This is a genomic window from Mesorhizobium sp. M0802 (assembly GCF_040320115.1).
Lineage (GTDB): Bacteria > Pseudomonadota > Alphaproteobacteria > Rhizobiales > Rhizobiaceae > Mesorhizobium.
In genome coordinates, this window is sequence record NZ_JAMYOY010000008.1 from 149,559 (window position 1) to 173,754 (window position 24,196).

At 62.2% G+C, this 24,196-nt stretch carries 23 protein-coding genes; 19 read left to right on the forward strand and 4 right to left on the reverse strand.

The genetic code is table 11. The features are described 5' to 3' along the window. Positions 1 to 137: 137 nt before the first annotated feature. The 6 genes from NKI10_RS14095 (at position 138) to NKI10_RS14120 (ending at position 6,167) form a co-directional block, all read left to right on the forward strand. Positions 138 to 1,031 (forward strand): LysR family transcriptional regulator, encoded by an 894-nt coding sequence (locus NKI10_RS14095; protein ID WP_352860509.1) that lies wholly within the window; start codon positions 138 to 140, stop codon positions 1,029 to 1,031. Positions 1,032 to 1,065: 34 nt separating this feature from the next. Continuing rightward, entirely contained in the window at positions 1,066 to 1,317 is a 252-nt protein-coding gene (locus tag NKI10_RS14100) for a hypothetical protein (protein WP_352860511.1), read from the forward strand. Positions 1,318 to 1,646: 329 nt separating this feature from the next. Continuing rightward, the gene (locus tag NKI10_RS14105) at positions 1,647 to 2,681 is read left to right on the forward strand and encodes a DNA-methyltransferase (RefSeq protein WP_352860586.1); all 1,035 of its coding nucleotides are present in this window, start codon (positions 1,647 to 1,649) and stop codon (positions 2,679 to 2,681) included. Further along, complete coding sequence (locus tag NKI10_RS14110; RefSeq protein WP_352860513.1) at positions 2,659 to 4,233, forward strand: ATP-binding protein; 1,575 nt, start codon at positions 2,659 to 2,661, stop codon at positions 4,231 to 4,233. The genes NKI10_RS14105 and NKI10_RS14110 overlap by 23 nt, the downstream gene beginning before the upstream one ends. 6 nt (positions 4,234 to 4,239) lie before the next feature. Beyond that, positions 4,240 to 5,394 (forward strand): DEAD/DEAH box helicase, encoded by a 1,155-nt coding sequence (locus NKI10_RS14115; RefSeq protein ID WP_352860515.1) that lies wholly within the window; start codon positions 4,240 to 4,242, stop codon positions 5,392 to 5,394. Beyond that, positions 5,391 to 6,167 (forward strand): hypothetical protein, encoded by a 777-nt coding sequence (locus tag NKI10_RS14120; RefSeq protein WP_352860517.1) that lies wholly within the window; start codon positions 5,391 to 5,393, stop codon positions 6,165 to 6,167. Before NKI10_RS14115 ends, NKI10_RS14120 begins: the two co-directional genes overlap by 4 nt. Before the next feature lie 18 nt (positions 6,168 to 6,185). On the opposite strand, the gene NKI10_RS14125 is transcribed toward NKI10_RS14120, so the two are convergent. Then, entirely contained in the window at positions 6,186 to 6,911 is a 726-nt protein-coding gene (locus NKI10_RS14125; protein ID WP_352860519.1) for a winged helix-turn-helix domain-containing protein, read from the reverse strand. A 311-nt stretch (positions 6,912 to 7,222) separates the two neighbouring features. Between NKI10_RS14125 and NKI10_RS14130 the strand changes: the two genes are divergently transcribed. From NKI10_RS14130 to NKI10_RS14150, 5 genes are all read left to right on the forward strand, one after another. Next, entirely contained in the window at positions 7,223 to 8,278 is a 1,056-nt protein-coding gene (locus tag NKI10_RS14130) for a LacI family DNA-binding transcriptional regulator (protein WP_352860521.1), read from the forward strand. Positions 8,279 to 8,341: 63 nt separating this feature from the next. Then, complete coding sequence (locus NKI10_RS14135; RefSeq protein ID WP_023824528.1) at positions 8,342 to 9,580, forward strand: ABC transporter substrate-binding protein; 1,239 nt, start codon at positions 8,342 to 8,344, stop codon at positions 9,578 to 9,580. Positions 9,581 to 9,910: 330 nt separating this feature from the next. Further along, positions 9,911 to 10,831: a carbohydrate ABC transporter permease gene (locus NKI10_RS14140; protein WP_352860523.1), complete on the forward strand. Its 921-nt coding sequence runs from the start codon at positions 9,911 to 9,913 to the stop codon at positions 10,829 to 10,831. Then, positions 10,831 to 11,688, forward strand: coding sequence for a carbohydrate ABC transporter permease (locus tag NKI10_RS14145; protein ID WP_023705753.1), 858 nt, complete (start codon positions 10,831 to 10,833; stop codon positions 11,686 to 11,688). Before NKI10_RS14140 ends, NKI10_RS14145 begins: the two co-directional genes overlap by 1 nt. Before the next feature lie 38 nt (positions 11,689 to 11,726). Further along, a complete protein-coding gene (locus NKI10_RS14150) occupies positions 11,727 to 13,694 on the forward strand; it encodes a glycoside hydrolase family 127 protein (protein WP_352860525.1) in 1,968 nt (655 codons plus the stop codon). A gap of 1 nt (position 13,695) precedes the next feature. Here NKI10_RS14150 and NKI10_RS14155 read toward each other — a convergent pair whose 3' ends face one another. The 3 genes from NKI10_RS14155 to efp all read right to left on the reverse strand — a co-directional run bounded on the left by NKI10_RS14155 (position 13,696) and on the right by efp (position 16,624). Further along, on the reverse strand, positions 13,696 to 14,496 hold the full coding sequence (locus NKI10_RS14155; RefSeq protein WP_023671569.1) for an endonuclease/exonuclease/phosphatase family protein: 801 nt from the start codon (positions 14,494 to 14,496) through the stop codon (positions 13,696 to 13,698). A gap of 26 nt (positions 14,497 to 14,522) precedes the next feature. Further along, positions 14,523 to 15,983, reverse strand: a complete 1,461-nt coding sequence (locus NKI10_RS14160) for a phospholipase D-like domain-containing protein (RefSeq protein WP_023805031.1) — start codon at positions 15,981 to 15,983, stop codon at positions 14,523 to 14,525. A 71-nt stretch (positions 15,984 to 16,054) separates the two neighbouring features. Continuing rightward, positions 16,055 to 16,624, reverse strand: coding sequence for an elongation factor P (gene efp / locus NKI10_RS14165; protein WP_023682947.1), 570 nt, complete (start codon positions 16,622 to 16,624; stop codon positions 16,055 to 16,057). A gap of 129 nt (positions 16,625 to 16,753) precedes the next feature. Between efp and epmA the strand changes: the two genes are divergently transcribed. The 8 genes from epmA to NKI10_RS14205 all read left to right on the forward strand — a co-directional run bounded on the left by epmA (position 16,754) and on the right by NKI10_RS14205 (position 24,157). After that, positions 16,754 to 17,800, forward strand: coding sequence for an EF-P lysine aminoacylase EpmA (gene epmA, locus NKI10_RS14170; protein ID WP_023700603.1), 1,047 nt, complete (start codon positions 16,754 to 16,756; stop codon positions 17,798 to 17,800). A gap of 199 nt (positions 17,801 to 17,999) precedes the next feature. Further along, on the forward strand, positions 18,000 to 19,343 hold the full coding sequence (locus tag NKI10_RS14175; protein WP_023816274.1) for a TldD/PmbA family protein: 1,344 nt from the start codon (positions 18,000 to 18,002) through the stop codon (positions 19,341 to 19,343). Continuing rightward, positions 19,330 to 20,136 carry a 3'(2'),5'-bisphosphate nucleotidase CysQ gene (locus NKI10_RS14180; RefSeq protein WP_352652149.1) on the forward strand — a complete coding sequence of 269 codons (807 nt, stop codon included), beginning with the start codon at positions 19,330 to 19,332 and terminating at the stop codon, positions 20,134 to 20,136. Before NKI10_RS14175 ends, NKI10_RS14180 begins: the two co-directional genes overlap by 14 nt. Positions 20,137 to 20,204: 68 nt before the next feature. Next, a complete protein-coding gene (locus tag NKI10_RS14185) occupies positions 20,205 to 20,450 on the forward strand; it encodes a DUF4170 domain-containing protein (protein WP_023682943.1) in 246 nt (81 codons plus the stop codon). Positions 20,451 to 20,455: 5 nt separating this feature from the next. After that, positions 20,456 to 21,244, forward strand: a complete 789-nt coding sequence (locus tag NKI10_RS14190) for a lysophospholipid acyltransferase family protein (protein WP_023682942.1) — start codon at positions 20,456 to 20,458, stop codon at positions 21,242 to 21,244. Beyond that, positions 21,241 to 22,557, forward strand: a complete 1,317-nt coding sequence (gene waaA, locus NKI10_RS14195; protein WP_352860528.1) for a lipid IV(A) 3-deoxy-D-manno-octulosonic acid transferase — start codon at positions 21,241 to 21,243, stop codon at positions 22,555 to 22,557. The genes NKI10_RS14190 and waaA overlap by 4 nt, the downstream gene beginning before the upstream one ends. After that, positions 22,558 to 23,586, forward strand: coding sequence for a tetraacyldisaccharide 4'-kinase (gene lpxK, locus NKI10_RS14200; protein WP_352860530.1), 1,029 nt, complete (start codon positions 22,558 to 22,560; stop codon positions 23,584 to 23,586). A gap of 88 nt (positions 23,587 to 23,674) precedes the next feature. Beyond that, positions 23,675 to 24,157, forward strand: coding sequence for a PM0630 family protein (locus NKI10_RS14205; RefSeq protein ID WP_155922435.1), 483 nt, complete (start codon positions 23,675 to 23,677; stop codon positions 24,155 to 24,157). Positions 24,158 to 24,196: the final 39 nt, after the last annotated feature.

Below are 24,196 nucleotides of genomic sequence, written 5' to 3' on the forward strand. Positions count from 1 at the left end.
TGGCAAAGCGACCGGACGGATCAGCCGCAAATCTCAGTCGCTGCCAGAAGATATTGCAGGGGAACCCATTTAAGTAGACTAAGTAATCCGCATGGACTGATCTGCTCATGATATGAATGTCCGACGGGAGGTGCCCTATGCAGCGCGATGGCATGAAGGATCTGCTCTGGTTCGTGGCGGTCGCCCGGGAGCGCAGTTTCACCAGGGCGGCGGCAAAGCTCGGAACCTCGCAGTCGACCCTGAGTTCGACAATCAAGGAGCTTGAAGCTCGTCTTGGCGTCCGCCTGCTGACGCGTACGACGCGGAGCGTCTCTCCGACCGAGGCCGGCGAGCGACTTTTCCAATCTCTTGTTCCCCGCTTCGAGGAAATCGAATCCGACCTCGCAAGCCTGGTGGCCTTCCGCGACAAGCCCTCCGGAACGGTCCGCATCACCCTGTCCGACCATGCGCTCCAGACGACCGTCTGGCCGAAGCTCCAGCCCTTGCTCAACGACAATCCCGACGTGCGCGTGGAGCTCTACAGCGACAACGGCATGAAGAACATTGTGGAGGAGCGCTTCGACGCAGGCGTGCGGCTTGGCGAGAGCATCGACAGGGATATGATCGCAGTGCGCATCGGGCCGGATTGGAGGCTCGTGGCCGTGGCGTCGCCGGACTATTTTTCCCGCCATCCGGTTCCGACCGCGCCTCAGGACCTGGTCGACCAAGACTGCATCAATATGCGGCAGGCGACGTTCGGCGGATTGTATGCCTGGGAATTCGCCAGGGATGGCCGCGACCTTCGTGTGCGGGTGGAAGGCCAACTCACCTTCAATTCGTCCCTTCCCATGATCGAGGCTGCGACAAGCGGCTTCGGGATCGCCTATGTCCCGGAAAACCTCGTCAGCCACCACATCGCCGAGGGACGCCTCAGGCTCGTGCTTGACGACTGGAGCCCGCCATTTGCCGGCTATCACCTCTACTATCCAAGCAGGCGGCAGCTCTCCCCTGCAATGGCGGTGATCATCGACGCGCTCCGCCATCGCATCTGACCGAAGGACTGTTTGGATCATGTAGCCGAGCTTGGTGAATGGCAGATTCTACCTTGGCATCGCCCGGCTGTTCATGCCGCCGCTGGAGCAGGCGCTGCGCCGCCGCCGCGATTTTGTTGGTGGACGGCTTCCAAAAAAGGAAGAACCCGGAATCCCGACTGGGAAGCTTATGCCACCCGATCTTTTCGCCGGTTTTTCCGAACTGTTGAATTTTGTTTCTGGAGTGTGTCTGGGCGGGGCGTCTTGCCGACCATTTGATGGCCAGTACTGCCGCCATTGCGCTTGACGTAACTTTTGCACGCCTTAAGGATGGCCCAAGGGAGGGACGGGAGGTGGACGGTCAAATGCGACATTCAACGACCGCTTATGCCGCATCGGCATTTCGCCCCGATTTTAGTCGGCAGGCATGACCGTTACCCGATCTTCTTAGACAGGGAGCGTGCGATTACTGACCGTATCGCTCGGGCCGCACACTTCTCAATTCCTGAATATTAGCTAGAACTATAGGCGTAATATGAATCGTACATTGCAATCAAGGGAAGTAGCCGAGAGAGAACGGGATCTCGCCACTATAGGCGGGGAAAGAGCCGCACCTGATGGATATGCGGCTTGACCATGGCAACAAGCATGCGACGCCGGAAGTCGGAAGTTACCGGCACGGTGACGCCGGTCTATGAGACTGATCGCGGCAAGCTGGTTAACAGCCGAATCGAGGATTTCCTGAAGAGTCCGGAAGGAAAGGCCTTGAAGGGCAAAGTCAATTTGATAGTTACGTCCCCTCCATTTCCTTTATTGACGCAAAAAAAATATGGCAACGAGACGGGCAAGGAATATTTGAACTGGCTAAAATCGTTAGCCCCAAACCTCGCAGCGCTCCTTTCCAAGGACGGCTCAATCGTCATTGAGATTGGAAATGCCTGGGAGCTTGGCGAGCCTGTCATGTCTACCCTGCCGCTGGAGGCACTGCTCGCCTTCAAGAAAACAGCCGGGCTCCATCTCTGCCAGCAGATTATCTGCCACAATCCGGCACGTCTCCCCAGTCCCGCAGCCTGGGTGACGGTGAATCGCTGGCGTCTGAAAGACTCGTACACCCATGTTTGGTGGATGTCGAAATCCCCTCGGCCGAAGGCGGACAATCGACGAGTATTGACGCCCTACAGTAAAGATATGAAGCGCCTGCTCGCCCGAAAAAGCTACAATTCGGGCAAGCGTCCTTCGGGCCATGATATCTCCCCAACAGGTTTTCTTACAGACCACGGCGGTGCAATACCCGCGAACGTAGTTGATCTTGTCGATACTCGGTTAATCCCAGAGTCGCTTCTGCGATTCAGCAACACGGGCTGGGATGCCGCCTATCGCAAGTACTGCGAAGAGCATAAGCTGGAAGCACACCCCGCGCGGATGCAACCCGGTCTGGCTGGATTCTTTATCCAGCTACTTACAGATGAAGGCGATCTGGTGATGGATCCTTTCGCTGGGTCGAACACGACGGGGGCTGTTGCAGAGGAACTCAAGCGATCTTGGCTGGGCGTTGAAGCGCACCTTCCTTACGCTGAGGGAGCAAAAGGGCGTTTTTTGATCGAGACGCGAGAAGGGCAACTGCCCGATCGTGATGGGGAAAAGGCGAATGACGACATCTCTGGAAGCTGAGCTATCCATTGGCCCGCAAGCACTCAGCGCTTATAGCCGCCTCAGTTATACGATGTGGCATGCGCTGGCCGAATTTATCGATAACTCGACGCAATCGCGCCAGAACTATGAAGGGATAATTGACGACGTTTTGCGCGAGGAGGGAACACCCCTCGTTGTAGATATTGTGTACAACAAACTCGAACGGCGCATCACGATTACCGACAACTCTATCGGCATGACACGCGATGACCTGATAGAGGGGCTTCGAGTCGCTCATCCGACATCTGACAGCAAAGGCCGCTCCAAATATGGGATGGGGATGAAAACCGCTGCGTGCTGGATTGGCAAGCATTGGCGCGTCATCACGAGTGAGTGGGGCAGCGGTGAGGAATGGACAGCTGACGTAGATGTCGAGGCGATTGCGCATCGCGGGGCGAAGGTGCCTCTTTCGATGGAGGAGACTTCGACGGACCGCCACTTCACCACTATCGAGATATCAGAACTCAACCGAAATATTCAGAAGCGGACGGAGGAGAACATCAGAGCTTATCTAGGCTCGATGTATCGCAATGATATCCTGTCCGGGCAGCTAAAGTTGCTTTACGGTGGCGAAGAAATTTCACCGCCGGACGTAGCATCGTTCGACACGGATGCCAACGGCGTCCCGATGAAGCTCGAAATGCAAGGCCTTGAAGTGGGCGGCAAACCAGTCACCGGCTGGGTGGGCGTGCTACGCAAAGGCGGGCGCAAATTCGGCGGCTTTTCCTTGTTCCAAAATGGTCGCCAAATTCAAGGCTTTCCAAATGCGTGGAAACCTCGTGCCATCTTCGGTGGTGTGGATGATGAAGGTGCAAACAACCTTGTTGCGCAGCGGCTTACCGGGGTGCTGAATCTTGATGGTTTCGAGGTCTCTCACACCAAAGATGCCATTCTTTTTCAAGGTGATGAAGAGGAGGAACTGGAAACCAAGCTAGCCGGTATCACACGCGACTACCGCGCCTATGCGACTCGCCGCCGTGGCGAGCGAGCGCAGCTGTGGTCGCGCGAGAAAATCCGCGATCTAGTGCGTAACATGGGCCAGGAGTTCGCGAGCGCTGAAATGAGCGATGCGGTGAACAACACTGTCCTGCCACCCTTGGAGGCCATCCTAGCAAACAATCAACGCCAAGTATTGGCCCTGACCCAAGAGGACTACCTCGCTAGGTTCAAGGTTGGAAACCAGATAAACATCAGCGTCGCTCTTCAAGAGCGAAGTGAGCACGATCCATATGTCGCGATCGTAGCGGCCGCTGAACCTGACTCCATCAACATCGTGATCAACAGGCTGCATCCTTATTATGAATCTCTGGAAACCTCTGAAGCCATCGACGAGTGCATTCGGCAATATGTCTATGATGCGATCGCTGAATACAGAGTTCACAGGCAGCAATCATCAGTAAATCCTGACAGCGTGCGGCGGGTGAAGGACTCACTTCTGCGGGTTCAGGAACTGCGGATTAGCAATGCCGCGAGTACGCTGGAACGCGAGGATATCAAGGCTACTGTCGCGGGCGCGGCGAATGCGGGATAAGCCATTATGGCTATCTCAGGCCTGAGGCGCTGGCAACGTGAAGCGATTGGGGCCTGGCAAGCTAATCATTGCCGCGGCATCGTCGGTGCCGTTACGGGTGGCGGCAAGACGATATTTGCGCTGGCCTGCATAAAAGAGGCTGCACCAGAAACCACGCTAATTGTCGTGCCGACCGTGGCTTTGCTCGACCAGTGGTGGGAGGAGGTCACCAGTTTTTTCGGTCTTCGGCTTGACGACGTGAACATTATCTCCGGTCGCGCAAAGGTTGTGCGGGGCACAATCAATATCGGCGTGTTGAATACGGTCTCAAAACTCCAGCCCAAATGGCCTGGTGCCCAAGCAATGATCATCGTCGACGAGTGCCACAAGGCAGCGAGCTCAAAATTCAGTGCGGTGCTCGATCTTCCAGCAGACCTTAAGCTTGGCCTTTCCGCAACACCCGAGAGGCCATACGATGATGGTTTGAAGGAGCGTCTCATCCCATCCTTGGGAGAGGTGATCTATCAATATACCTACGCCGACGCTTTGCGTGATGAAGTGATTGTCCCTTTTTCGCTACGAAATGTAGTGTTTGATCTCGAGGAAGATCGCGCCATTTCCTACGGCAAGCTGACACGCATGATCGCGCGAACGATCGAGCAGAACGGAGCGGACTCCCAAGAGGCAGTCAGCCTCTACTTGCGACGATCGCGAGTTCTCAATCTAAGTCCTATGCGGGTGGAGATAGCGTTGCGGCTGGTTAGTACCCACCGCGGCGAGAGGATTCTTGTATTTCATGAGGATGTCGAAGCCTGTTCCGTTATCCACGAGGTCCTAGTAGCTGCTGGAATAAATGCCGGTCTCTATCATTCCGGCCTCCCTGTGCGGCTTCGCGCTGAAACCTTGGCCGATTTTCGAAAAGGGAAGTTGTCGGTTCTAGTGACCTGTCGTGCGCTAGACGAGGGCTTCAATGTACCAGAGACACAGGTCGGCATCATCGCGGCGAGCACGGCTACGCGGCGACAGCGCATCCAGCGGTTGGGCCGGGTGCTGCGTCCGGCGCAAGGCAAGGATGGAGCAATAGTTTACACGCTGGTAGCTACCACCCCCGAAATTGAAAGACTGAAGGCGGAAGAGGCCGAACTTGAAGGCGTCGCCAATGTCTTGTGGAGTCACGCATGAGAAAGGTTATGGTTTCGCCATGTCAGCCGGATCACATATTCACAATGTGTGATCCCGATCTTCCGGGGGAGGCTGAATTCGAAGCCATCACGCTGCGAGCCTTTGGTTGCATGTATCCGCAGTATCAGTGCGTCGTTTTCGGCGGTCGGTTCCTCTACGAGGGAGAACAACGCAAGCCTGACCTCGCTATGATTGCGCGAGATCGATCGCATTGGTTTGTGGTAGAGGTTGAACTAGTGTCGCACTCATTGGAGGGCCACGTTCTACCCCAGGTGAGAGCGTTTCGGTATGGCGAGCCGCAAAGCGAATGTGCCATGATTCTATCGCGCGAGCTTGGTATCGATCTTGGCGACGCAGCAACACTCATCAGCCGCGTACCGCGTGCGGTGGTGGTCGTCGCCAATCGATCGCGTGTTGACTGGGAACACGCAATCCGGGCACTTCAGGGCCAGTTGGTCGTCGTAACCCGTTTTGCGGGTCCGACTGGGCGCGAGGCCTTTGAGGTCGCTGGGTCGCTCGCTGCTATTAAGGAAAGCCTCGGTTTCGGAACATATTCTTCACAGGATGCTATGATCCGGTTTGCCACCAATATAGGTTTGCCTGATGGTCAAATCCAAATGGAAGGTGTCAGTGGAGTCACCAGTCTGTGGAAAGTGATCAGAGATGAGCGCTGGGCATGGGTGGTGAAAGATACGGGACGGCTCGATGTTCCTGACGGCGCCCATGTCCAATTGATCAGAGCAATCGATGGTAGAATAACGCTGCGGGTCTGAACGCCTCGCAGACGCGACTTAACTCAATCGTAGCACCGATTGATCCCACGCGGCGCGGATTTGGTCCTCGCGGCACATCACTCGTTCTCCTTGGCTGCGGTGCGCCCCGAGAGAATTTAGAATTACCTGCTCCATGACGTAAGCTGATCGGGTGTCAGACCATGGATGTGATCTAAAAGCCCCCCACTTTTCCGGATAAATCTCAACTGGCAGATGCCGATTGATCTCGTCGATGCGGGCACGGATGTCATCGGCTTGTCCAATTTTCCACAAGTTGGTCTCGCCGAAGCGCGAAACGTATGTCCAGGCGACCCCGTCTATCCTGCGGCTTACTGTTGCTGTCCAGGCAGTCGGTATGGGACCGGTCGTAGGACGCGGATTGATAACTGATCCGGAATTTGGCTGGGCAAGCGAAATTTCGGACGAGTTGTTTCGCATCCCGGCAATGGCGCGAGCACCTGCCGGTGTCAGGAACGTGCTAGCTCCAACATCTGATAGGCCCCAATCGCCATATCCTTCCATCGTCACTAAACCGGCATCGTAAAGTTCTTTCCGCGCAAATCGCACCTCCTTCCGGAAGCGAGTTCCACCGTCTGATTGAATAATCTTGAGGTCGTCTTCGCGTGCATGGCCGTTTTCCTGTAGCCACGCATAAACGTCGTTCGACAGTGCGCGTCCGCCGAGAGCCCTGAGCGCGTCTAGCACCACAATCATGTAATGGTCGCGGGAGGAAATAGTCTTCATCAAACTTTACCCGTGATTGCCAATTCTCCGCCTTCTCGCCGGGCGAAGTCTATCAAGAGTTGGAAGAGGTAGGGGACCACGTCAAGAGTATTGGCGCTCCGGGCGTCGCCACGGCGTATTTATCAACAGGGCAGGGCCGCCCCGGCCAGCCACATCCTTCTATCCCCTTGCCATCCCCAAATTCTCAACCTAGTCTCCCCCTGAGAAAACGTTTTCCCAAATCCCGCAGCATCCGCCACCCATCTATATCGCCACGCAACGGACCAGTAAGAGAAAACCTTTTCCCAAAACCGAGGACTGACACCCGAACCATGGCCACCGACACGCCACCACCCGCCAAGACCCCCGTCACCCTGCGTGAAGTCGCGACGATGGCTGGCGTCAGTGTCGCCACGGCCTCGAAGGCGCTGAACGGGCAGGGACGGATGACGGCCGAGACGCGCCAGCGCATTCGCGAGACGGCGCAGCGGCTCGGCTTTCGCCCCAACAGCCTGGCGCAGAGCCTGCTGCGGCGGCGCTCCTTCACCGTCGGCCTGTTGACCAACGACACCTATGGCCGCTTTTCGCTGCCCGTCATGTCGGGCATTTCCGACGCGCTGGTCGATGCCGGCGTGTCGGTGTTCATGTGCAATGTCGAGGACGATCCGCGGCTGGCGCAGCTGCATGTCGAGGCGATGCTGGACAAGCGCATCGACGGCATCATCGCCAGCGGCAAGCGCATCGACCGCCATTTGCCGGTCGACCTCGCCAATCTCGGCGTGCCCGTGATCTACGCCTTCAGCCAGCCCGATCCCGATGCCGTCGCCTTCGTCTCCGACGATGCCGGCGGAGCGCGGCTGGCGGTCGAGCATTTTTGCCGCCTCGGGCGGCGCCGCATCGCCCATGTCAGCGGTCCCGCCAGTTTTGCCGTGGTGAATGAGCGGGCACAGGCTTTTCGCGATGTGCTGGCCGAGCACGGCCTGCCGGTGACAGAGCCCTTGCTCGGCTCGTGGTCGGAAGCCTGGGGGCACGACGCCGTCGGAAAGCTGTTCGACGGCCCAACGCTCTTCAACAAGAAGGGAGAGAAACCCGATGCGGTGTTCTGCGGCAACGACCAGATCGCGCGCGGCGTCATCGATGCGCTGCGCGAGCGCGGCTTAGGCGTGCCTGATGATGTCGGCGTCATCGGCTTCGACAATTGGGAGATCGTGGCCGAGGCGACCCGCCCGCCGCTGTCCTCGGTCGACATGAACCTGGCAGCGCTCGGCCGCGAGGCCGGCCTCACACTGCTTTCGCTCGTCGGCGGCCAACCCGCCGCGCCGGGCATTCGAAAACTGCCGTGCCGGCTGGTGGTGCGTCAGTCATGCGGCCGTCCATTGGGCGGCTAGGAGAACGCGCGGCGCGATCTGCGCCGCAACAGGGAGGAGAAGAAAACCATGAGGAGGAAAACCATGAAGACCGTGATTACCGGGTTCGCGCTCGCCGCGAGCATCATTGCCTTGCCTGCAATGGCCGCCGACACCGCCAACATCTGGGTTCGCGCCGACGGCTCGAACTTCATGCCGCGCATCGTCGACGCCTTCAACAAGGGCCATGAGAACCAGGTCAAGCTGGACATCATTCCCAATGCCGAGATCATCCCGAAATATGGCGCCGCCGCCGCCGGCGGCACGGCGCCCGACGCGCTGTCGCTCGACTTGATCTACACGCCGTCCTTTGCCGCCGCCGGCCAGCTCGAGGACATCACCGATTGGGCGAAATCGCTGCCTTATTTCGCCAGCCTGTCGCCGGCGCATGTCAAGACCGGCACCTACAAGGACCACATTTACGGGCTGCCGTTCTCGGCCGATGCCTCGGTGCTGATCTGGAACAAGAAATTGTTCAAGCAGGCGGGTCTCGATCCCGACAAGGGGCCGGCCAACTGGGCCGAGATCGAGGCCGATGCCGAGAAGGTCAATGCGCTTGGCGGCGACATCAAGGGCTTTTATTTCTCCGGCAATTGCGGCGGCTGCAATATCTTCACCTTCACGCCGCTGGTGTGGGCCTCGGGCGGCGACATCCTCTCCGAGGACGGCTCGAAGGCGACGCTGGACAGCCCGCAGCTGCGCGGCGCCATCGACCTCTACCGCTCGATGGTCAAGAAGGATCTGGTGCCGGCCGGCGCGCAGACCGACACCGGCGCCAACTTCTTTGCCGCCTTCGCCACCGGCAATATCGGCATTTCACCGTCCGGCGCCTTCGCCATCGGCGCGCTCAACACGCAGTATCCGGATATCGATTATGGCGTCACCTTCCTGCCGGGCAAGGACAGCGGCTGGTCTTCGTTTGCCGGCGGCGACAATTTCGTCGTCACCAAGGGCACCAAGAAGCTCGCCGTGGTGAAGGAGTTTCTCGACTTCGCCTATTCGCTCGAAGGCCAGACCATCCTGGCCAAATACGGCAGCCTGCCGGTGCGCGGCGACATCGCCAAGGAGGCGCTGAAAGATCTCGATCCGCGCTACCAGATCGCCGCCGAAGCCATGGCCAAGGGCCGCACACCCTATTCCGTGGTGTTCAACGACCTGATCAACTCGGCCAACGGCCCGTGGACGCAGATGATCAACGAGGTCGTCTTCGGCGACGACGTCGATGGCGCCATCGCCAATGCACAAGAGACCATGCAGTCGATCATCGACCAGGCGCAGAAATAAGGACTGGCCGGCGGCGAGGGCGGTGCAACGCCCTTGCCGTCGCGGGTCCTGATCCGGCCGCCCGGTCCGTCTCCCTGGACGGGCGGCCGGCGCTCCTTACCCTCCCCCTTGTGGGGAGGGTCGCTGCGAAGCAGCGGGGTGGGGGAGGTGTGTCCCACCGCCCTACGAGATCCAACGGAAGAGCAGCATGACCTCTGGCATTCTCAATCATCGCACCGACGCCCTACCTCTCCCTTGCGGGGAGGTCGGACCGCAGGTCCGGGTGGGAGGCCGGCCCCGCACCCCCACCCCGCTGCTGCGCAGCGACCCTCCCCACAAGGGGGAGGGTAAATGACCGCCATCACCACCACCCCGCCACGCGCCAGAAAACTGGTCGGCGCCGGCCGCCGGCAGTGGATCGGCCTGCTCTATGTCGCGCCGGCCGTGGCGCTGGTGGTCGTGTTCTTCATGATTCCGCTCGGCATGACGGCCTGGATGTCGCTGCACAACTGGCCGCTGATGGGCGAGCATTTTTACATCGGCTTCGACAATTACCGGGCGATCCTGCGCGACAACCGTTTTTGGAACGCGCTGAGCTTCACCGCCTACTACACCGTGATCGTCACCATCGTGATCTTCGCCGTCGCCTTTCCGCTGGCGCTGTTCATCGAAAAGCCCAGGCGGCTGACCGGTTTTTACCGGACATCCTTCTTCATGCCGGCGGTCGTCGGTTTCGCCTCGGCCAGCCTGCTGTGGTCGTGGCTGCTCAACGTCGATTCCGGCCTGTTCAGCCCGGCCGCCTACGATTTCGGCCTGACGGCGAAAAAGTTCAACCTCCTGGCGACGTTCCAGCCGGCCTTCTGGTCGATCATCGCCATGGTCGTCTGGAAGGTGGCGGGCTTCACCATGATCATCCTGATGACCGGCCTGCAGTCGATCCCGACCGATCTGCAGGAAGCCGCGATGATCGACGGGGCAGGGCCGTTCGCGCGCTTTCGCGCCATCACCCTGCCGCTGATGCGCCGCACGCTGGCGCTGGCGCTGATCCTGTCGATCGCCGGCTCGATCCTCGCCTTCGACCAGTTCTACATCATCCTGCGCGGCGGCCCGCGCAACCAGACGCTGACCGCCGTCTACTGGATCTTCAACCAGTCCTTCGTTTCGTTCAAGCTCGGCTATGGCGCAGCTTTGTCGATGATCCTGCTGGCCATCCTGGTGGCGCTCAGCCTGGTTCAGCTGTGGCTGCTGCGCAAGCCGGAGGGCATCGACTGATGGCGCAGGCAAGAAGCCGCAGCAGCCGCCTCTGGCTCAGGATCGCCGAGCATTCGACCGGCATGATCGCCTCAGTGCTGTTCATCGCGCCGATCGTCTGGGCCGTGCTGTCGACCTTCAAGCCGGCGCAGGAGGCGCGCCAGCCGCCGCTGCCGCCGTGGCCGACGACCGGCTTCTCGGTCGAGAACTATCGCACGCTCGACACCTTTGGCGACGGCCTCTGGCTGCCGGCGCAAAACAGCCTCTATGTCGCCTCGATGACGGTGATCCTGTCGGTCATCGTCAGCGTGCTGGCCGGCTACGGGTTTTCGCGCTTCCGCTTTCCCATGAAGGATGTGCTCTTCATCGTGATCCTTTCGACGATCATGATCCCGTTCCAGTCGATCCTGACGCCGATCTTCCTGGTGCTGACCAAGGTCGGCCTGCACAACACGCTGACCGGGCTTGTCCTGGTCTACGTCACGCTGCAATTGCCGTTCTCGATCTTCATGATGCGCAACGCCTTCGACGCGGTGCCGCGCGAGATCGAGGAGGCCGCGCGCATGGACGGCGCCAACAACGTCACCATGCTGCTCAAGGTGATGCTGCCGCTGGTCTGGCCGGGCATCGTCACCATCGCGCTGTTCGCCTTCCTCGGCGCCTGGAACGAATTCCTGGCCGCACTCGTGCTGATGACCGACCAGTCCAAATTCACGCTGCCGATCATGATGACGGCGCTTCAGTCGGGCCGCTTCGGCGCCATCGACTGGGGCGCGGTGCAGGCGGGCGTCACCGTGATGATGGTGCCGTGCCTGGTGCTCTTCCTGTTGCTGCAGCGCTTCTACATCCGCGGCCTGATGGCCGGCGCGGTGAAATGAGCCGCCGTGAAATGACCTCTATCCAACGGAGTGACACGATGACCGTTCAACCATCCGCCAAGCCCGGCAAACTCGCCTTCCGCCCACTGCCGGTGCCGCAGGTCGATGTCCGCGGCTTCTGGGGCGACCGTGTCGATGCCGTGGCGTCGCGCACCGCCGACATCCTCTACGAGCGCTGCGTCGAGGCGCGCATGCTGGAGCAGATCGACCCGGACCGGCCCTCGCCGGGCGTCGTCATTCCGTTTCATTCGCCGTCGCCCGACGAGGCTGCCAGCCCCGGCTTCACCGGCTCGACGGTGACGACGCAGATGTTCTGGGACTCCGATTGGGGCAAGACCATCGAGACAGCGGCCTATTCGCTCTACCGGCGCAAGAACGCGGCGCTCGAGACGAAGATCGATGCCGTCATCGACCTCTACGGCAGACTGCAGCAGGAAGACGGTTATCTCTCCAGCTGGTACCAGCGCATCCAGCCCGGCAAGCGCTGGACCAATCTGCGCGATTGCCACGAGCTCTATTGCGCCGGCCATCTGATCGAAGGCGCGGTCGCCTACTACCAGGCCACCGGCAAGCGCAAGCTGCTGGATATCATGTGCCGCTATGTCGACCATATCGCCGACACCTTCGGCCCGGAGCCGGGCAAGAAGAAGGGCTATTGCGGCCATGAGGAGATCGAGCTGGCGCTGGTCAAGCTGGCGCGGGCGACCGGCGAGCAGAAATACATGGACCTGGCCAGGTATTTCATCGACCAGCGCGGGCAACAGCCGCATTATTTCGACGAGGAGGCGCGTGCGCGCGGCGCCGACCCAAAGGCCTATCATTTCAAGACTTATGAGTACAACCAGTCGCACAAGCCGGTGCGCGAGCAGGACAAGGTCGTCGGCCATGCGGTCAGGGCGATGTACCTCTATTCCGGCATGGCCGACATCGCCACCGAATATGGCGACGACACGCTCAGGGTAGCGCTCGACCGTCTGTGGAACGATCTCACCACCAAGAACCTCTATGTCACCGGCGGCCTCGGGCCATCGGCGCACAATGAGGGTTTTACCAGCGACTACGACCTGCCCAACGAAACCGCCTATGCCGAGACCTGTGCCTCGGTCGGCCTCGTGTTCTGGGCCAGCCGCATGCTCGGCATGGGTCCCAACGCCCGCTACGCCGACATGATGGAGCGGGCACTCTACAACGGCTCGATCTCCGGCCTGTCGCTCGACGGCTCGCTGTTCTTCTACGAGAACCCGTTGGAGAGCCGGGGCAGGCACAATCGCTGGAAATGGCATCGCTGCCCCTGTTGCCCGCCCAATATCGGCCGCATGGTCGCCTCCATCGGCAGCTATTTCTACAGCCTGTCGGACGACGCGCTGGCCGTTCATCTCTACGGCGACAGCACCGCGCGCTTCGACATATCGAACCGGGCGGTCAGTCTGATTCAGACCAGCAATTATCCCTGGGATGGCGCGGTCTCGATCCGGATCGAAGCCGAAGCGCCGGTCGAGTTCACCTTGCACCTGCGCGTCCCCTCCTGGTGCGGCAAGGCGGCGCTCAAGGTCAACGGCGCCGCGGTCGATCTGGATGACATCACCAGCGACGGCTATGCCGCGATCCGGCGCGAGTGGCGCCAGGGCGACCGGGTCGAACTCGATCTCGAAATGTCGATCGCCCGTCTGTTCGCCAATCCGGAGGTGCGTCAGGACATCGGCCGCGTCGCACTTGCGCGCGGTCCGCTGATCTATTGCGTCGAGGAGACCGACAATGCCGGCCAGTTGCATCGGATCGCTCTGCCGCGAACGGCAAAAATCGAGGCGCATGCCGAGCCGAACCTGCTCGGCGGCATCGTCACGCTTTCGGCACTTGCCAGCAAGGAAGCGCAGGAAAACTGGGAACCCGGGCTCTATCGCACCGATCCGCCGGCGGTGAGCGAAACGAAAATCACCGCTGTCCCGTACTTTGCCTGGGACAACCGCGAACCTGGTGAGATGCTGGTCTGGCTGCGGGACGGATGAGTTACAGGCTGACGAACGCCGTCAGCGGCAAATGATCCGACGCAACCCGCGACAGCGGCGTGTCATGGGCTTCCACCGACGAGACCATGCCGTGCCGGTTGGCCATGATCCGGTCGAGCGCCAGCACCGGCAGGCCTGAGGGAAAAGTCGGCACCGCCGCCGGCGTGAAACCAAAGGTGGCGTGCAGCGTCTTGAGCGCCGAGCGGTTGCCCAGCCGCCATTCGTTGAGGTCGCCGAGCAGCAGGGTCGGCCTTTCATCCTGGTTGCTCATGATGTCGAGCACGACGCGGGCCTGCTCCGAACGCGAGCGGCGCAACAGGCCGAGATGCGCGGCGATGACGCGCAGAGTGCGCGTTTCGTCGAGGTCGATCTCGGCAACCAGCGCGCCGCGGGGCTCCAGTCCCGGAAGCTTGATCTGATGGACGTCGCGCACGGTGCCGCGCTTGAACAAAAGCACGTTGCCGCGCCAGCCATGGCCCTTGCCGCTTCCGGAAACCGGCACCGGCACAAGCCCTGTTTCGTGTTCGATCCGGGCAAGGTCGAGCAGCCCGGCGCGATCGCCGAAGCGGTTGTCGGCCTCCTGCAGCGCGATGACGTCGGGGCCGATCTCGCGGATGACGCGAGCGGTCCGTTCGGGGTCGAACCTGCGGTCGGTGCCGATGCATTTGTGGACGTTGTAGGAGGCGACCACCATCTGGGCCCCTTCAATGTGCTTGCGCGGCGTCGCGTTCGCCTTGCGCGCTTTCCTGCCGCGGATCGACAGGAGCACGGTTTCAGGAAGGCTGCGTCCGTTTATATCCATAGGCCTGCGTTCAATCTGTCCTGATTCTAAAGATAGGGCGATCCCAGCCATAACAACCGGTCAAAAACCCGGATGACAAATGGCCGCGCTCTTAGGGTTGCGAGTGTGACGGGTTTGGCGGAAGCGATTGCCGCTCCGATGCGCCCCTCGATCTCGGCGGCAAAGCCGGTATCCAGCACCTCCAGGTCGATTTCGAAATTCAGCCGCAGCGAGCGGGCGTCGAGGTTGGAGGAGCCGACATAGGCCCAGACGCCATCGACCGACAACAGCTTCGAATGGTCGAACGACCCCTCATGCCGCCAGACGCGGCAATAGTGCTTCAGCACCTGGTCGTATTGCGCCGTCATGGCGCGGCCGACCAGAAAGAGATTGTTGACCGCGGGCACGACGATGTCGATCTCGACGCCGCGCCGGGCCGCCGTGACCAGCGCGCTGACAAATTCCCGGTCCGGCAGGAAATAGGGCGACATGATGCGGATCGATTTGCGGGCGACGGAAAATGCCCCCGTCAGCAATTTGTGGTTGGTTTCGATGCTGGCGTCCGGCCCCGACGCCACCGCGCGCACCAGGATCGGCTGACCGGGAGGCGGCGAGGGCTTTTCTACGTGCCAAACCTCGTCCTTGAGGGCCTCGTTGCCGGCAAAACGCCAGTCCTCGGCGGCAACCGCGAACAGGTCGGCCACGACCGGCCCCGTGACCTGGAAATGCGTATCCGCCGAGCTGGCAGTGCCAGCGAACTCAGCCGAGAACCCCTTGCGGATGTTCATGCCTCCGGTGAATGCCACCGCGCCGTCGACGATCAGGATTTTCCTGTGCGTCCTCAAATTCGCATAGGGAAGTCTCAGGCCCATGACGATGTTGCCGTTGAACAGATCGACGGTGACGCCGGCTTCCCGGAGTGTCCCAAGAATGCTGGGCACGGAATAGCGCACGCCCACCGCATCGATCAGCACGCGAACCGTCACACCGCGCCGGACCGCTCCGGCCAGCGATCCGACAAAACGTCGTCCGATCTCGTCATTGTCGAAGATGTAGGTCTCGAGCAGAATGCTGCGCTGTGCACTGTCTATCGCCCGGCACATTGCTGCGTAAGCTTCGTCGCCGGTCCTGAGGATCGTGATCGCGTTTGCCGACGTCAGTGCGCGCCGCGCCACCCTGTCGCCTAGCGTCTTCAGGCCGGCAAAGCGCTGGCCGAATTCGGCTGAAATGAGTGCTTCGAGCGCAATGTCGTGGTCGTGTTTGGCTGTCTCGGCTTCACCGGCGACGGGCCGCATGGCGCTGATGGTGGCGCGGCGGATGCGGTTGATGCCGGCAATGGCATAGATGATCGCGCCAAGGAACGGCGACAAGATCATCACGCCGACCCAGCCGGTGGCGGCGCGCACGTCTTCCTTGGTCATGATTGCGTGGACGATGCCGATGGCGGCCATCAGCATCGGAATGATCACAAGGATCAGAGGCCAGTAGGTCACAAAGGTCTGCCACATCGGCAGGACTATCGAGCCAGCGGCCGCAGAAGGCAATGCAACGGATCAACCAGGACGGAGGCGCTCGCGCGTCAGTCCTTCGCCCGCTCCACATAAGCGCCATCGGCCGTCATCACCACCACGCGGGTGCCCGGCGCGATGTGCGGCGGCACCAGCGTGCGCACGCCGTTGGAAAGCACGGCCGGCTTGTATGACGAGGACGCCGTCTGGCCTTTGGTCGTCGGCTCCGTCTCGACCACTTCGAAAGTAGCGCGCTGCGGCAGCACCAGGGCTATGGCGATGCCGTTGAACTGCGAAATCTGCACCGCCATGCCTTCGAGCAGGTAGGGCGCCATGTCGCCGACCACGCTTTCCGGCACCGCGACCTGATCGTAGCTTTCCGGGTTCATGAAGTGATACCCCTCGGCGTCGGCGTAGAGGAAGGTGTGCTCGCGCTCCTCGACATAGGCGCGCTCGACCTGCTCGGTGGTGCGGTAGCGCTCCGAAACCTTCACCCCGTCGGAGATGCGGCGCATGTCGAGCTGGGTGACCGGCGTACCCTTGCCAGGGTGGATGTTTTCGGCAAAGAGGATCACGTAAAGCTTGCCGTCCTTGTCGACGACATTGCCTTTACGGAGCGAACTGGCGATGACCTTCACCACGGTTTTCAATCCTAGACTTCGTTGGCCTGAAACGATCGTTCGGCGCAAATCGGCTGCGAGAGCCGTCGCCGTAGCGCATCTTGGCCCGAACCGCCAGCCCTGTCAGCAATTCCGTTGCCCGGCAAACCCATGACTGGCGCTTCGCCCTGGTGGACGCCGGATGTTCACGCCGACCGCCGGCCGCGGCTGATGGCCCGCAACGCCATAGCTGCCGCCATGCGCGGCTGGTTTGGCGAGCGCGACTTCATCGAGGTCGAGACGGCGGCATTGCAGATTTCGCCCGGCAACGAGGCGCATCTCTCAGCCTTCGCCACCGAGGCGATCGGCGCCGACGGCGCGCGCCGGCCGCTTTATCTCCACACCTCGCCGGAGTTCGCCTGCAAGAAGCTGCTGGCCGCCGGTGAGCGGCGCATCTTCAGCCTGGGCGCCGTCTGGCGCAACCGCGAGCGCGGCCCCTTGCACCATCCCGAATTCACCATGCTGGAATGGTATCGGGTCGGCGAAACCTATGACAGCCTGATGGCCGATTGCGCCGAACTGCTGAAGCTGGCAGCCGAGCGGGCCGGCGCCAAAACCTTCCGCTTTCGCGGCCGCGAGGCCGATCCGTTCGCCGAACCGGAACGCGTGAGCGTGGCGGAAGCTTTTGCGCGTTACGCCGGCATCGATCTTCTTGCCACCGTTTCTGCCGATGGCGGCACAGACCGCGCCGCACTCCATGATGCTCTGGTCAAGGCCGGCCTGCGCACGGCCGACGATGACAACTGGGCCGATTTGTTCAGCCGCGTGATGGTGGAAAAGGTCGAACCGATGCTGGGGCAGGGGCGGGCCACAATCCTCTATGGCTATCCGATCTCCGAGGCCGCCTTGGCCCGGCCGAGCGCGGAGGACCAGCGCGTGGCCGAGCGCTTCGAGCTCTATTGCTGCGGCGTCGAGCTCGCCAATGCTTTCGGCGAACTGACCGATCCGGCCGAGCAGCGCCGGCGCTTTGCCGCCGAGATGGACGAGAAGGAGCGCGTCTATGGCGAGCGCTATCCGCTGGATGAGGATTTTCTCGCCGCCCTCGCCATCATGCCGCAAGCCAGCGGCTCGGCGCTTGGCTTCGATCGGCTGGTGATGCTGGCAACGGGCGCGACGAGGATCGATGACGTGATCTGGACGCCGGTCGCCACTCCTTGACGGAAATCGGCCTCGGTTAAACTCACAAACCGGTCAAGCCGCGCGTCTGTGGCGGCCGCCGCGGATGGGCTTTGCGGGCCGCTTGGGCGCTATGCCGCAGCGGGACAATTGCCCGTGCGCCATTGCACAAGCCGCATTGGGACAATAGATGGTGCAACAGCCGCTACCGCCCGGCGCGGCTTCAGCCAGGACCATGCGCATGACCGATACACCAGAGGCAGCGAAATTGACCGACCGCGTCGCGGCACTGGTCGAGGCTGCCAAGCGGGCCGGCGCCGACGCCGCCGACGCGGTTGCCGTGCGCGGCCGCTCGATCGGCGTGTCGGTGCGGCTGGGCAAGGTCGAGAACACTGAGGCGTCCGAGGGCGACGATGTCTCGCTGCGCGTCTTCGTCGGCAACCGGGTGGCGAGCGTCTCGGCGACGGCGGCATCGGACCCCAAGGCATTGGCCGAGCGCGCCGTGGCCATGGCCAAAGTCTCGCCCGAGGACCCCTATCAGGGTCTCGCCGATCCGGCTTTGCTGGTCGGCAAGGTGCGCGACCTCGATCTGTTCGACGCCACCGAGGTTTCGGCCGATCAGTTGAAGGAAGCGGCCCTGGCCGCCGAGGAAGCGGCCCTTGCAGTCAAGGGCGTCACCAATTCGGCCGGCAGCGGCGCCAGCGCAGGCCTCGGCGGGCTGGTGCTTGCCACGTCGAACGGCTTCGTCGGCCACTATGTCGCGTCGCGCTTTTCGCGTTCGGCCAGCGTGATTGCGGGCGAAGGCACCGGCATGGAGCGCGACTACGAATACTCTTCGAACCAGCATTTTTCCGATCTGGACGCACCGGAATTGATCGGCCGCAAGGCCGGCGAGCGCGCCGTGCGCCGCCTCGGCGCCCGCAAGGCGGCGACCGGTCCGGTCAACGTGGTGTTCGATCCGCGCGTCGCGCGCGGCATTGCCGGTCATCTCGCCGGCGCCATCAACGGCGCTTCGGTGGCGCGCAAGACGAGTTTTTTGCGCGAGATGATGGGCAAGCAGGTTGCGTCGGCTGCCATCACCGTCACCGACGAGCCGCTACGGCGTCGCGGCCAGGCCTCGCGCCCGTTCGACGGCGAAGGCGTCGAGGGCGAAAAGCTGTTGATGGTCGAGAACGGCGTGCTGAAGCACTGGTTCCTGTCGACGTCCGCCGCGCGGGAATTGGGGCTGACCACCAACGGACGCGGCGCGCGCAGCGGCTCGTCGGTATCGCCGTCTTCGACCAATCTCGCCATCGAGCCGGGCGACAGGACGCCGGAAGACCTGATCAGGTCGCTGAAATCCGGCTTTTATGTCACCGAAGTGTTCGGCCAGGGCGTCGACATGGTGACCGGCGAATACAGCCGTGGCGCATCCGGCTTCTGGATCGACAATGGTGAGCTTGCCTATCCGGTGGCCGAGGTGACCATCGCCTCCAATTTGAAGACGATGTTCCTCAACATGGTGCCGGCGAGCGATCTTGACCGCGATTTCGGCACCGCCGCACCGACGCTGCTGATCGAAGGAATGACCCTTGCCGGAGCGTGACCCGGTCATATCGGCCGGGGCCTCGGACGACCTCGATCTGCTGCGCGACGCCGCCCGCGAGGCGGGCGCGATCGCCATGCGCTATTTCGGCAAGAACCCGCAAGTGTGGATGAAAGGCGGCACCTCGCCGGTCAGCGAAGCCGACCACGCGGCGGACGCCTATTTGCGCGAGACCCTGCTTGCGGCGCGGCCGGACTATGGCTGGCTATCAGAGGAAACGACTGACGATCCGGCGCGGCTTCTGGCGCGGCGCACCTTTGTCGTCGACCCCATAGACGGCACCCGCGGCTTCCTCGAAGGTCTGCGCTCCTGGTGCGTCAGCGTCGCCGTGGTCGAGAACGGCCGCACGCTCACCGGTGTGCTCGAATGTCCGGCCAAGGGCGAAACCTATTGGGCGTTGCCTGGCCATGGAGCTTTCTGCAACGGCAAGCCGATTGCCGTGCGCCAGTTGGGCGAGACGGTCGAGATCGGCGGGCTGAAGCAGTTGATCGACCTGATGCCGCCGCAATGGCAGGGCCGGGTGCGGCGGGCGGCGCACATTCCCTCGCTCGCCTACCGGCTGGCGATGGTCGCCAACGGCACGCTCGACGCCACCTTCGTCAAGCCCAACGCGCATGACTGGGATATCGCCGCCGCCGATCTCATCTTGCGCGAGGCTGGCGGCGCCGTGCTCGACGGCCATGGCCGCGCGCCGCTTTATGCCGGGGAGATCATCCGTCACGGCGCGCTGGTCGCCGGCAGCGGGCAGTTGCTGACCGTGCTTGCCGGCGTCATTGCCGATACGGAAGCGTGATCGAAGGTTCCAAAGTCGGCAGCTTTGGGCTAGACCTGTCGCAAACTCACAATATGTGAAGGACCGAAATGGCCGCGGAAGACGGAAAGAAACAGCTTTTGCACCTGGTGTTCGGCGGCGAGCTGAAGAAGCTGGGAGGCACCGAGTTCCGCGATCTCGACGCGCTCGACATCGTTGGCGTTTATCCGGACTATCAAACCGCGCACACCGCGTGGAAGGCCAAGGCGCAAGCCAGCGTGGACAATGCCCATATGCGCTATTTCGTCGTCCATCTGCACCGGCTGCTCGACCCTGAAAGCAAGGCCGCCGGTTGACAGCGATGGAGCATGAAGCGGTGAAAGGGCAGCCCACCGGCGCCGCGGTCCGAAGAAGACGCGGCGGCAGTTCGAAGACATTCTGGCGCAAGATCCGCGAGCCGTTGGCGCAGTCGCGAATCGTCAAGAGCATGATCGTCAGCCTGCTCGCCCAGTTCGTCCGCCTGGTGCGCCTGACCAACCGGGTGGTCGAAGGCTCGGCTAAATTTTCAGGCGGCGACTACGCCGAATTCGAACCCGGCATCATCGCGCTCTGGCATGGCCAGCATCTGCTGACCCCAGCCTATTATCCCAAGGGACGGCCGCTGGTCGCCATGGTCTCGCGCAGCGCCGACGCCGAACTCAACGCGCTGATGATCGAAAAATTCGGCATCGAGGCGGTGCGCGGCTCCGGCGGGCGTGAAAGCACGAAGCATCTCGACAAGGGCGGCGCCAAGGCGCTCATCGCCCTGAAAAAGTCACTCGTCGCCGGCAAGAACGTCGCCATGATCGCCGACATTCCCCACGGCACGCCGCGCGACGCGGGGCTTGGTATCGTTCTGCTGGCACGCCTTTCCGGCCGGCCGATCATGCCTGCCGCCATCGCCACCAGCCGCCGCAAGGTGCTGGAAAGAAGCTGGGACAAGACCACCATCAACCTGCCGTTCGGCCGCTCCTCGATCGTCATCGGAACGCCGGTTTTCGTGCCGGCCAATGCCGACGAGGCCGAAATGGAGCGCAAGCGCCAGGAAGTCACGGCCGCGCTCAATGCCGCAACCGCCGAGGCCTATCGGCTCGTGGACGGCAGGCCATGAGCGTCGGCTGCGCGCGCGCCTTCCTGGCGGCCTACCGCCTTGCCGGTGCAGCCGCCTATCCGCTGATGGGTCCCTATGTCGCCTGGCGCACATCGCAGGGCAAGGAAGACCGCAGCCGCAGCCGTGAGCGCTACGGCGTTGCCGGGCGGCCGCGCCCCGAAGGGCCGGTGATCTGGATCCATGCGGCAAGCGTCGGCGAGACCCTTGCGGTCGTGCCGCTGGTGCAAAGCATCCTCGACTACGGTGTCAACATCGTGCTGACGACGGGAACAGTGACCTCGGCGCAGGTTGCCGACGAACGGCTGGGCGACCGCATCATCCACCAATATGTTCCGCTCGACCTGAAGCCGGCCGTCAGCCGCTTTCTCGATCACTGGCGGCCGGACCTGGCTATCATCGCCGAATCCGAGATATGGCCGATGACCATCCTCGAGCTCGGCGCCCGACACGTGCCGCAGGTGCTGGTCAACGGCCGGCTGTCCGACCGTTCGTTCAAATCCTGGAAGAAGCGCGCCAACATCGCCGAGGCGCTGTTCGAGAACCTCGCACACGTCGTTGCCCAGTCGGATGTCGACGGCGAACGGTTTCGCGCGCTTGGCGCCCGGCCGGTCACCGTGTCCGGCAACCTCAAGGTCGACACCTTGCCGCCCCCCGTCGACGAACGGGCGCTGGCGACGCTGAAGCGCCAGATCGCCGGCCGCCCGACCTGGGCGGCAATTTCGACCCATGACGGCGAGGAGGTGGTCGCGGCGGAAGTCCACGCCACGCTCTACAAGCGCCACCATGGCCTGCTGACGATCATCGTCCCGCGCCATCCAGACCGCGCCGAAGCGCTGGCAGCACAGATTTCCGGCATGGGCCTGAAGCTGGCGCGGCGCAGCAAGGGGGACCGGATCACCGCCGACACCGATATCCTGCTCGGCGATACGATCGGCGAGATGGGGCTTTATCTCCGGCTGACGGAAATCGCCTTTGTCGGCCGCTCGCTGACCTCGGAAGGCGGCCAGAATCCGCTGGAGCCGGCCATGCTCGACACCGCTGTGCTGGCCGGCCGCAACGTCCAGAATTTTCGCGAGGCCTATCAGCGCCTGCTCGACAGTGGCGGCGCCAAGCTGGTGCGCGACCGCGACATGCTGGCCGGCGCCGTCAATTTCCTGCTGAGCAATGAAGTTGCGCGCCATGAGATGATGGCGGCCGGTGCCGCCACAGTCGACCAGATGCGCGGTGCGCTGGCGCACACGCTGAAGTCGCTCGAGCCTTATATCCAGCCATTGATCGTCAAGTCGCGCCTGAAGGGCGCCGACGGGCGATAGGTGGCGTCGGAAGCACCACCTTTCTGGTGGGAAGCGCCGGACTGGCGGGTCTTTGCGCTGTCGCCGCTATCAGCGGTCTATGGCATGGTCGCCGGCCGCCATATGCATCGGGCGATACGTGAAAAGATCGACGCGCCAGTGCTTTGCGTCGGCAACCTCACCGTCGGCGGCAGCGGCAAGACGCCGGTCGCCATCGCGCTGGCCAAGCAGGCCCGGCGCATGCAGCTCAATCCCGGATTCCTGTCGCGCGGCCATGGCGGCTCGTTCGCGCAGCCGCATGTCGTCGATGCCAGTCACGACGCTGCAAAGCATGTCGGCGACGAGCCGCTGCTTTTGGCCGAGCACGCGCCGGTTGCGGTGAGCCCCAACCGCGCTGCCGGCGCCAAGCTGCTCATGGAAGCCCATGGCTGCGATTTCCTGATCATGGATGACGGTTTTCAGAGCGCACGCATCCATATCGATTATGCGCTGGTCGTCGTCGACGCCCGCTACGGCATCGGCAACGGCCGCGTCATTCCGGGTGGACCGCTGAGAGCCAACATCGTCGACCAACTGGTGTTCACCGATGGGCTGTTGAAGATGGGCGAGGGCGCTGCCGCCGACCAGGTCGTGCGCCAGGCGGCGCGCGCCGGCCGGCCGATCTTCGAGGCGCATGCCGAGCCCGCGGCCAAGGAGCGGTTCGCCGGCCGGCGGTTCCTCGCCTTTGCCGGCATCGGCCACCCCGAAAAATTCTTCGACACGCTGCGCGGCACAGGCGCTGAGGTGGCGCTGAGCCGGTCATTTCCGGATCATCACTTCTATGCCCCTGATGAACTCGCGGAACTGGCGGCAACCGCGCGCCGCGATGGACTGGGCCTTGTCACCACCGCCAAGGACACCGCCCGGCTGCGCCATGGCGCTGCCCCGGCCGATTTCCTCGCTGAACTCGCCGTGCTGGAGATCGACGCCACGTTCGAACTCGACACCGTGCCGGAGCGCATCATCGACGAGACGCTGGATGCCTGGAGACAGCGCAAGCTGCGAGGGTAGGGCGCTCCCGCGTTGACACAGGATATTTCTCGCCGCTTATCACTATTATAAGTCAGACCGGCTTCAGCGCGGGGGTGGAATGGTTAGGTTGCGGGCACTCTTTGTGGGCTTTGTTCTTGTGGCGATGGCGAACCCATCTTCGGCGCAGGCACCCACCGCGACCGACAGCGAATTTCTGGTCTCGGTCACCGAAGCGGACGGTGCTACCCACGTTCGGCCCTCAAACATTGTACCGCTTATCCCCGATAGCGCCTGCTTTGAATGGCGCGTACGTCTGGCGCAAGGCGACAGACTGGTATCGGTCACCGAGGTGTTCGCGCTTCCCGCGGAGCCCAGGCAGTGGGGTGGTATCGACGGAAACGAATACAGCTTGAGCAAGCTATCGGGCGATCGAAGGGTCTCCGAGACCACCATGTTCTACAAACCGCAGGACGGATGGATCTCGCATGGCTGGTGCATGGCCGAGGGTGATCCGATCGGGCCGTATTCCATCAAAGTGCTTGTCGGAGATCGGCTTGTTCATAAATTCGACTTTTCGGTCGAAAACGCGCCGGCATCCTCAAAGCCATAGTCCTGCAGGCGTTCCAGGAAAATCAGATCGACGGTGGGC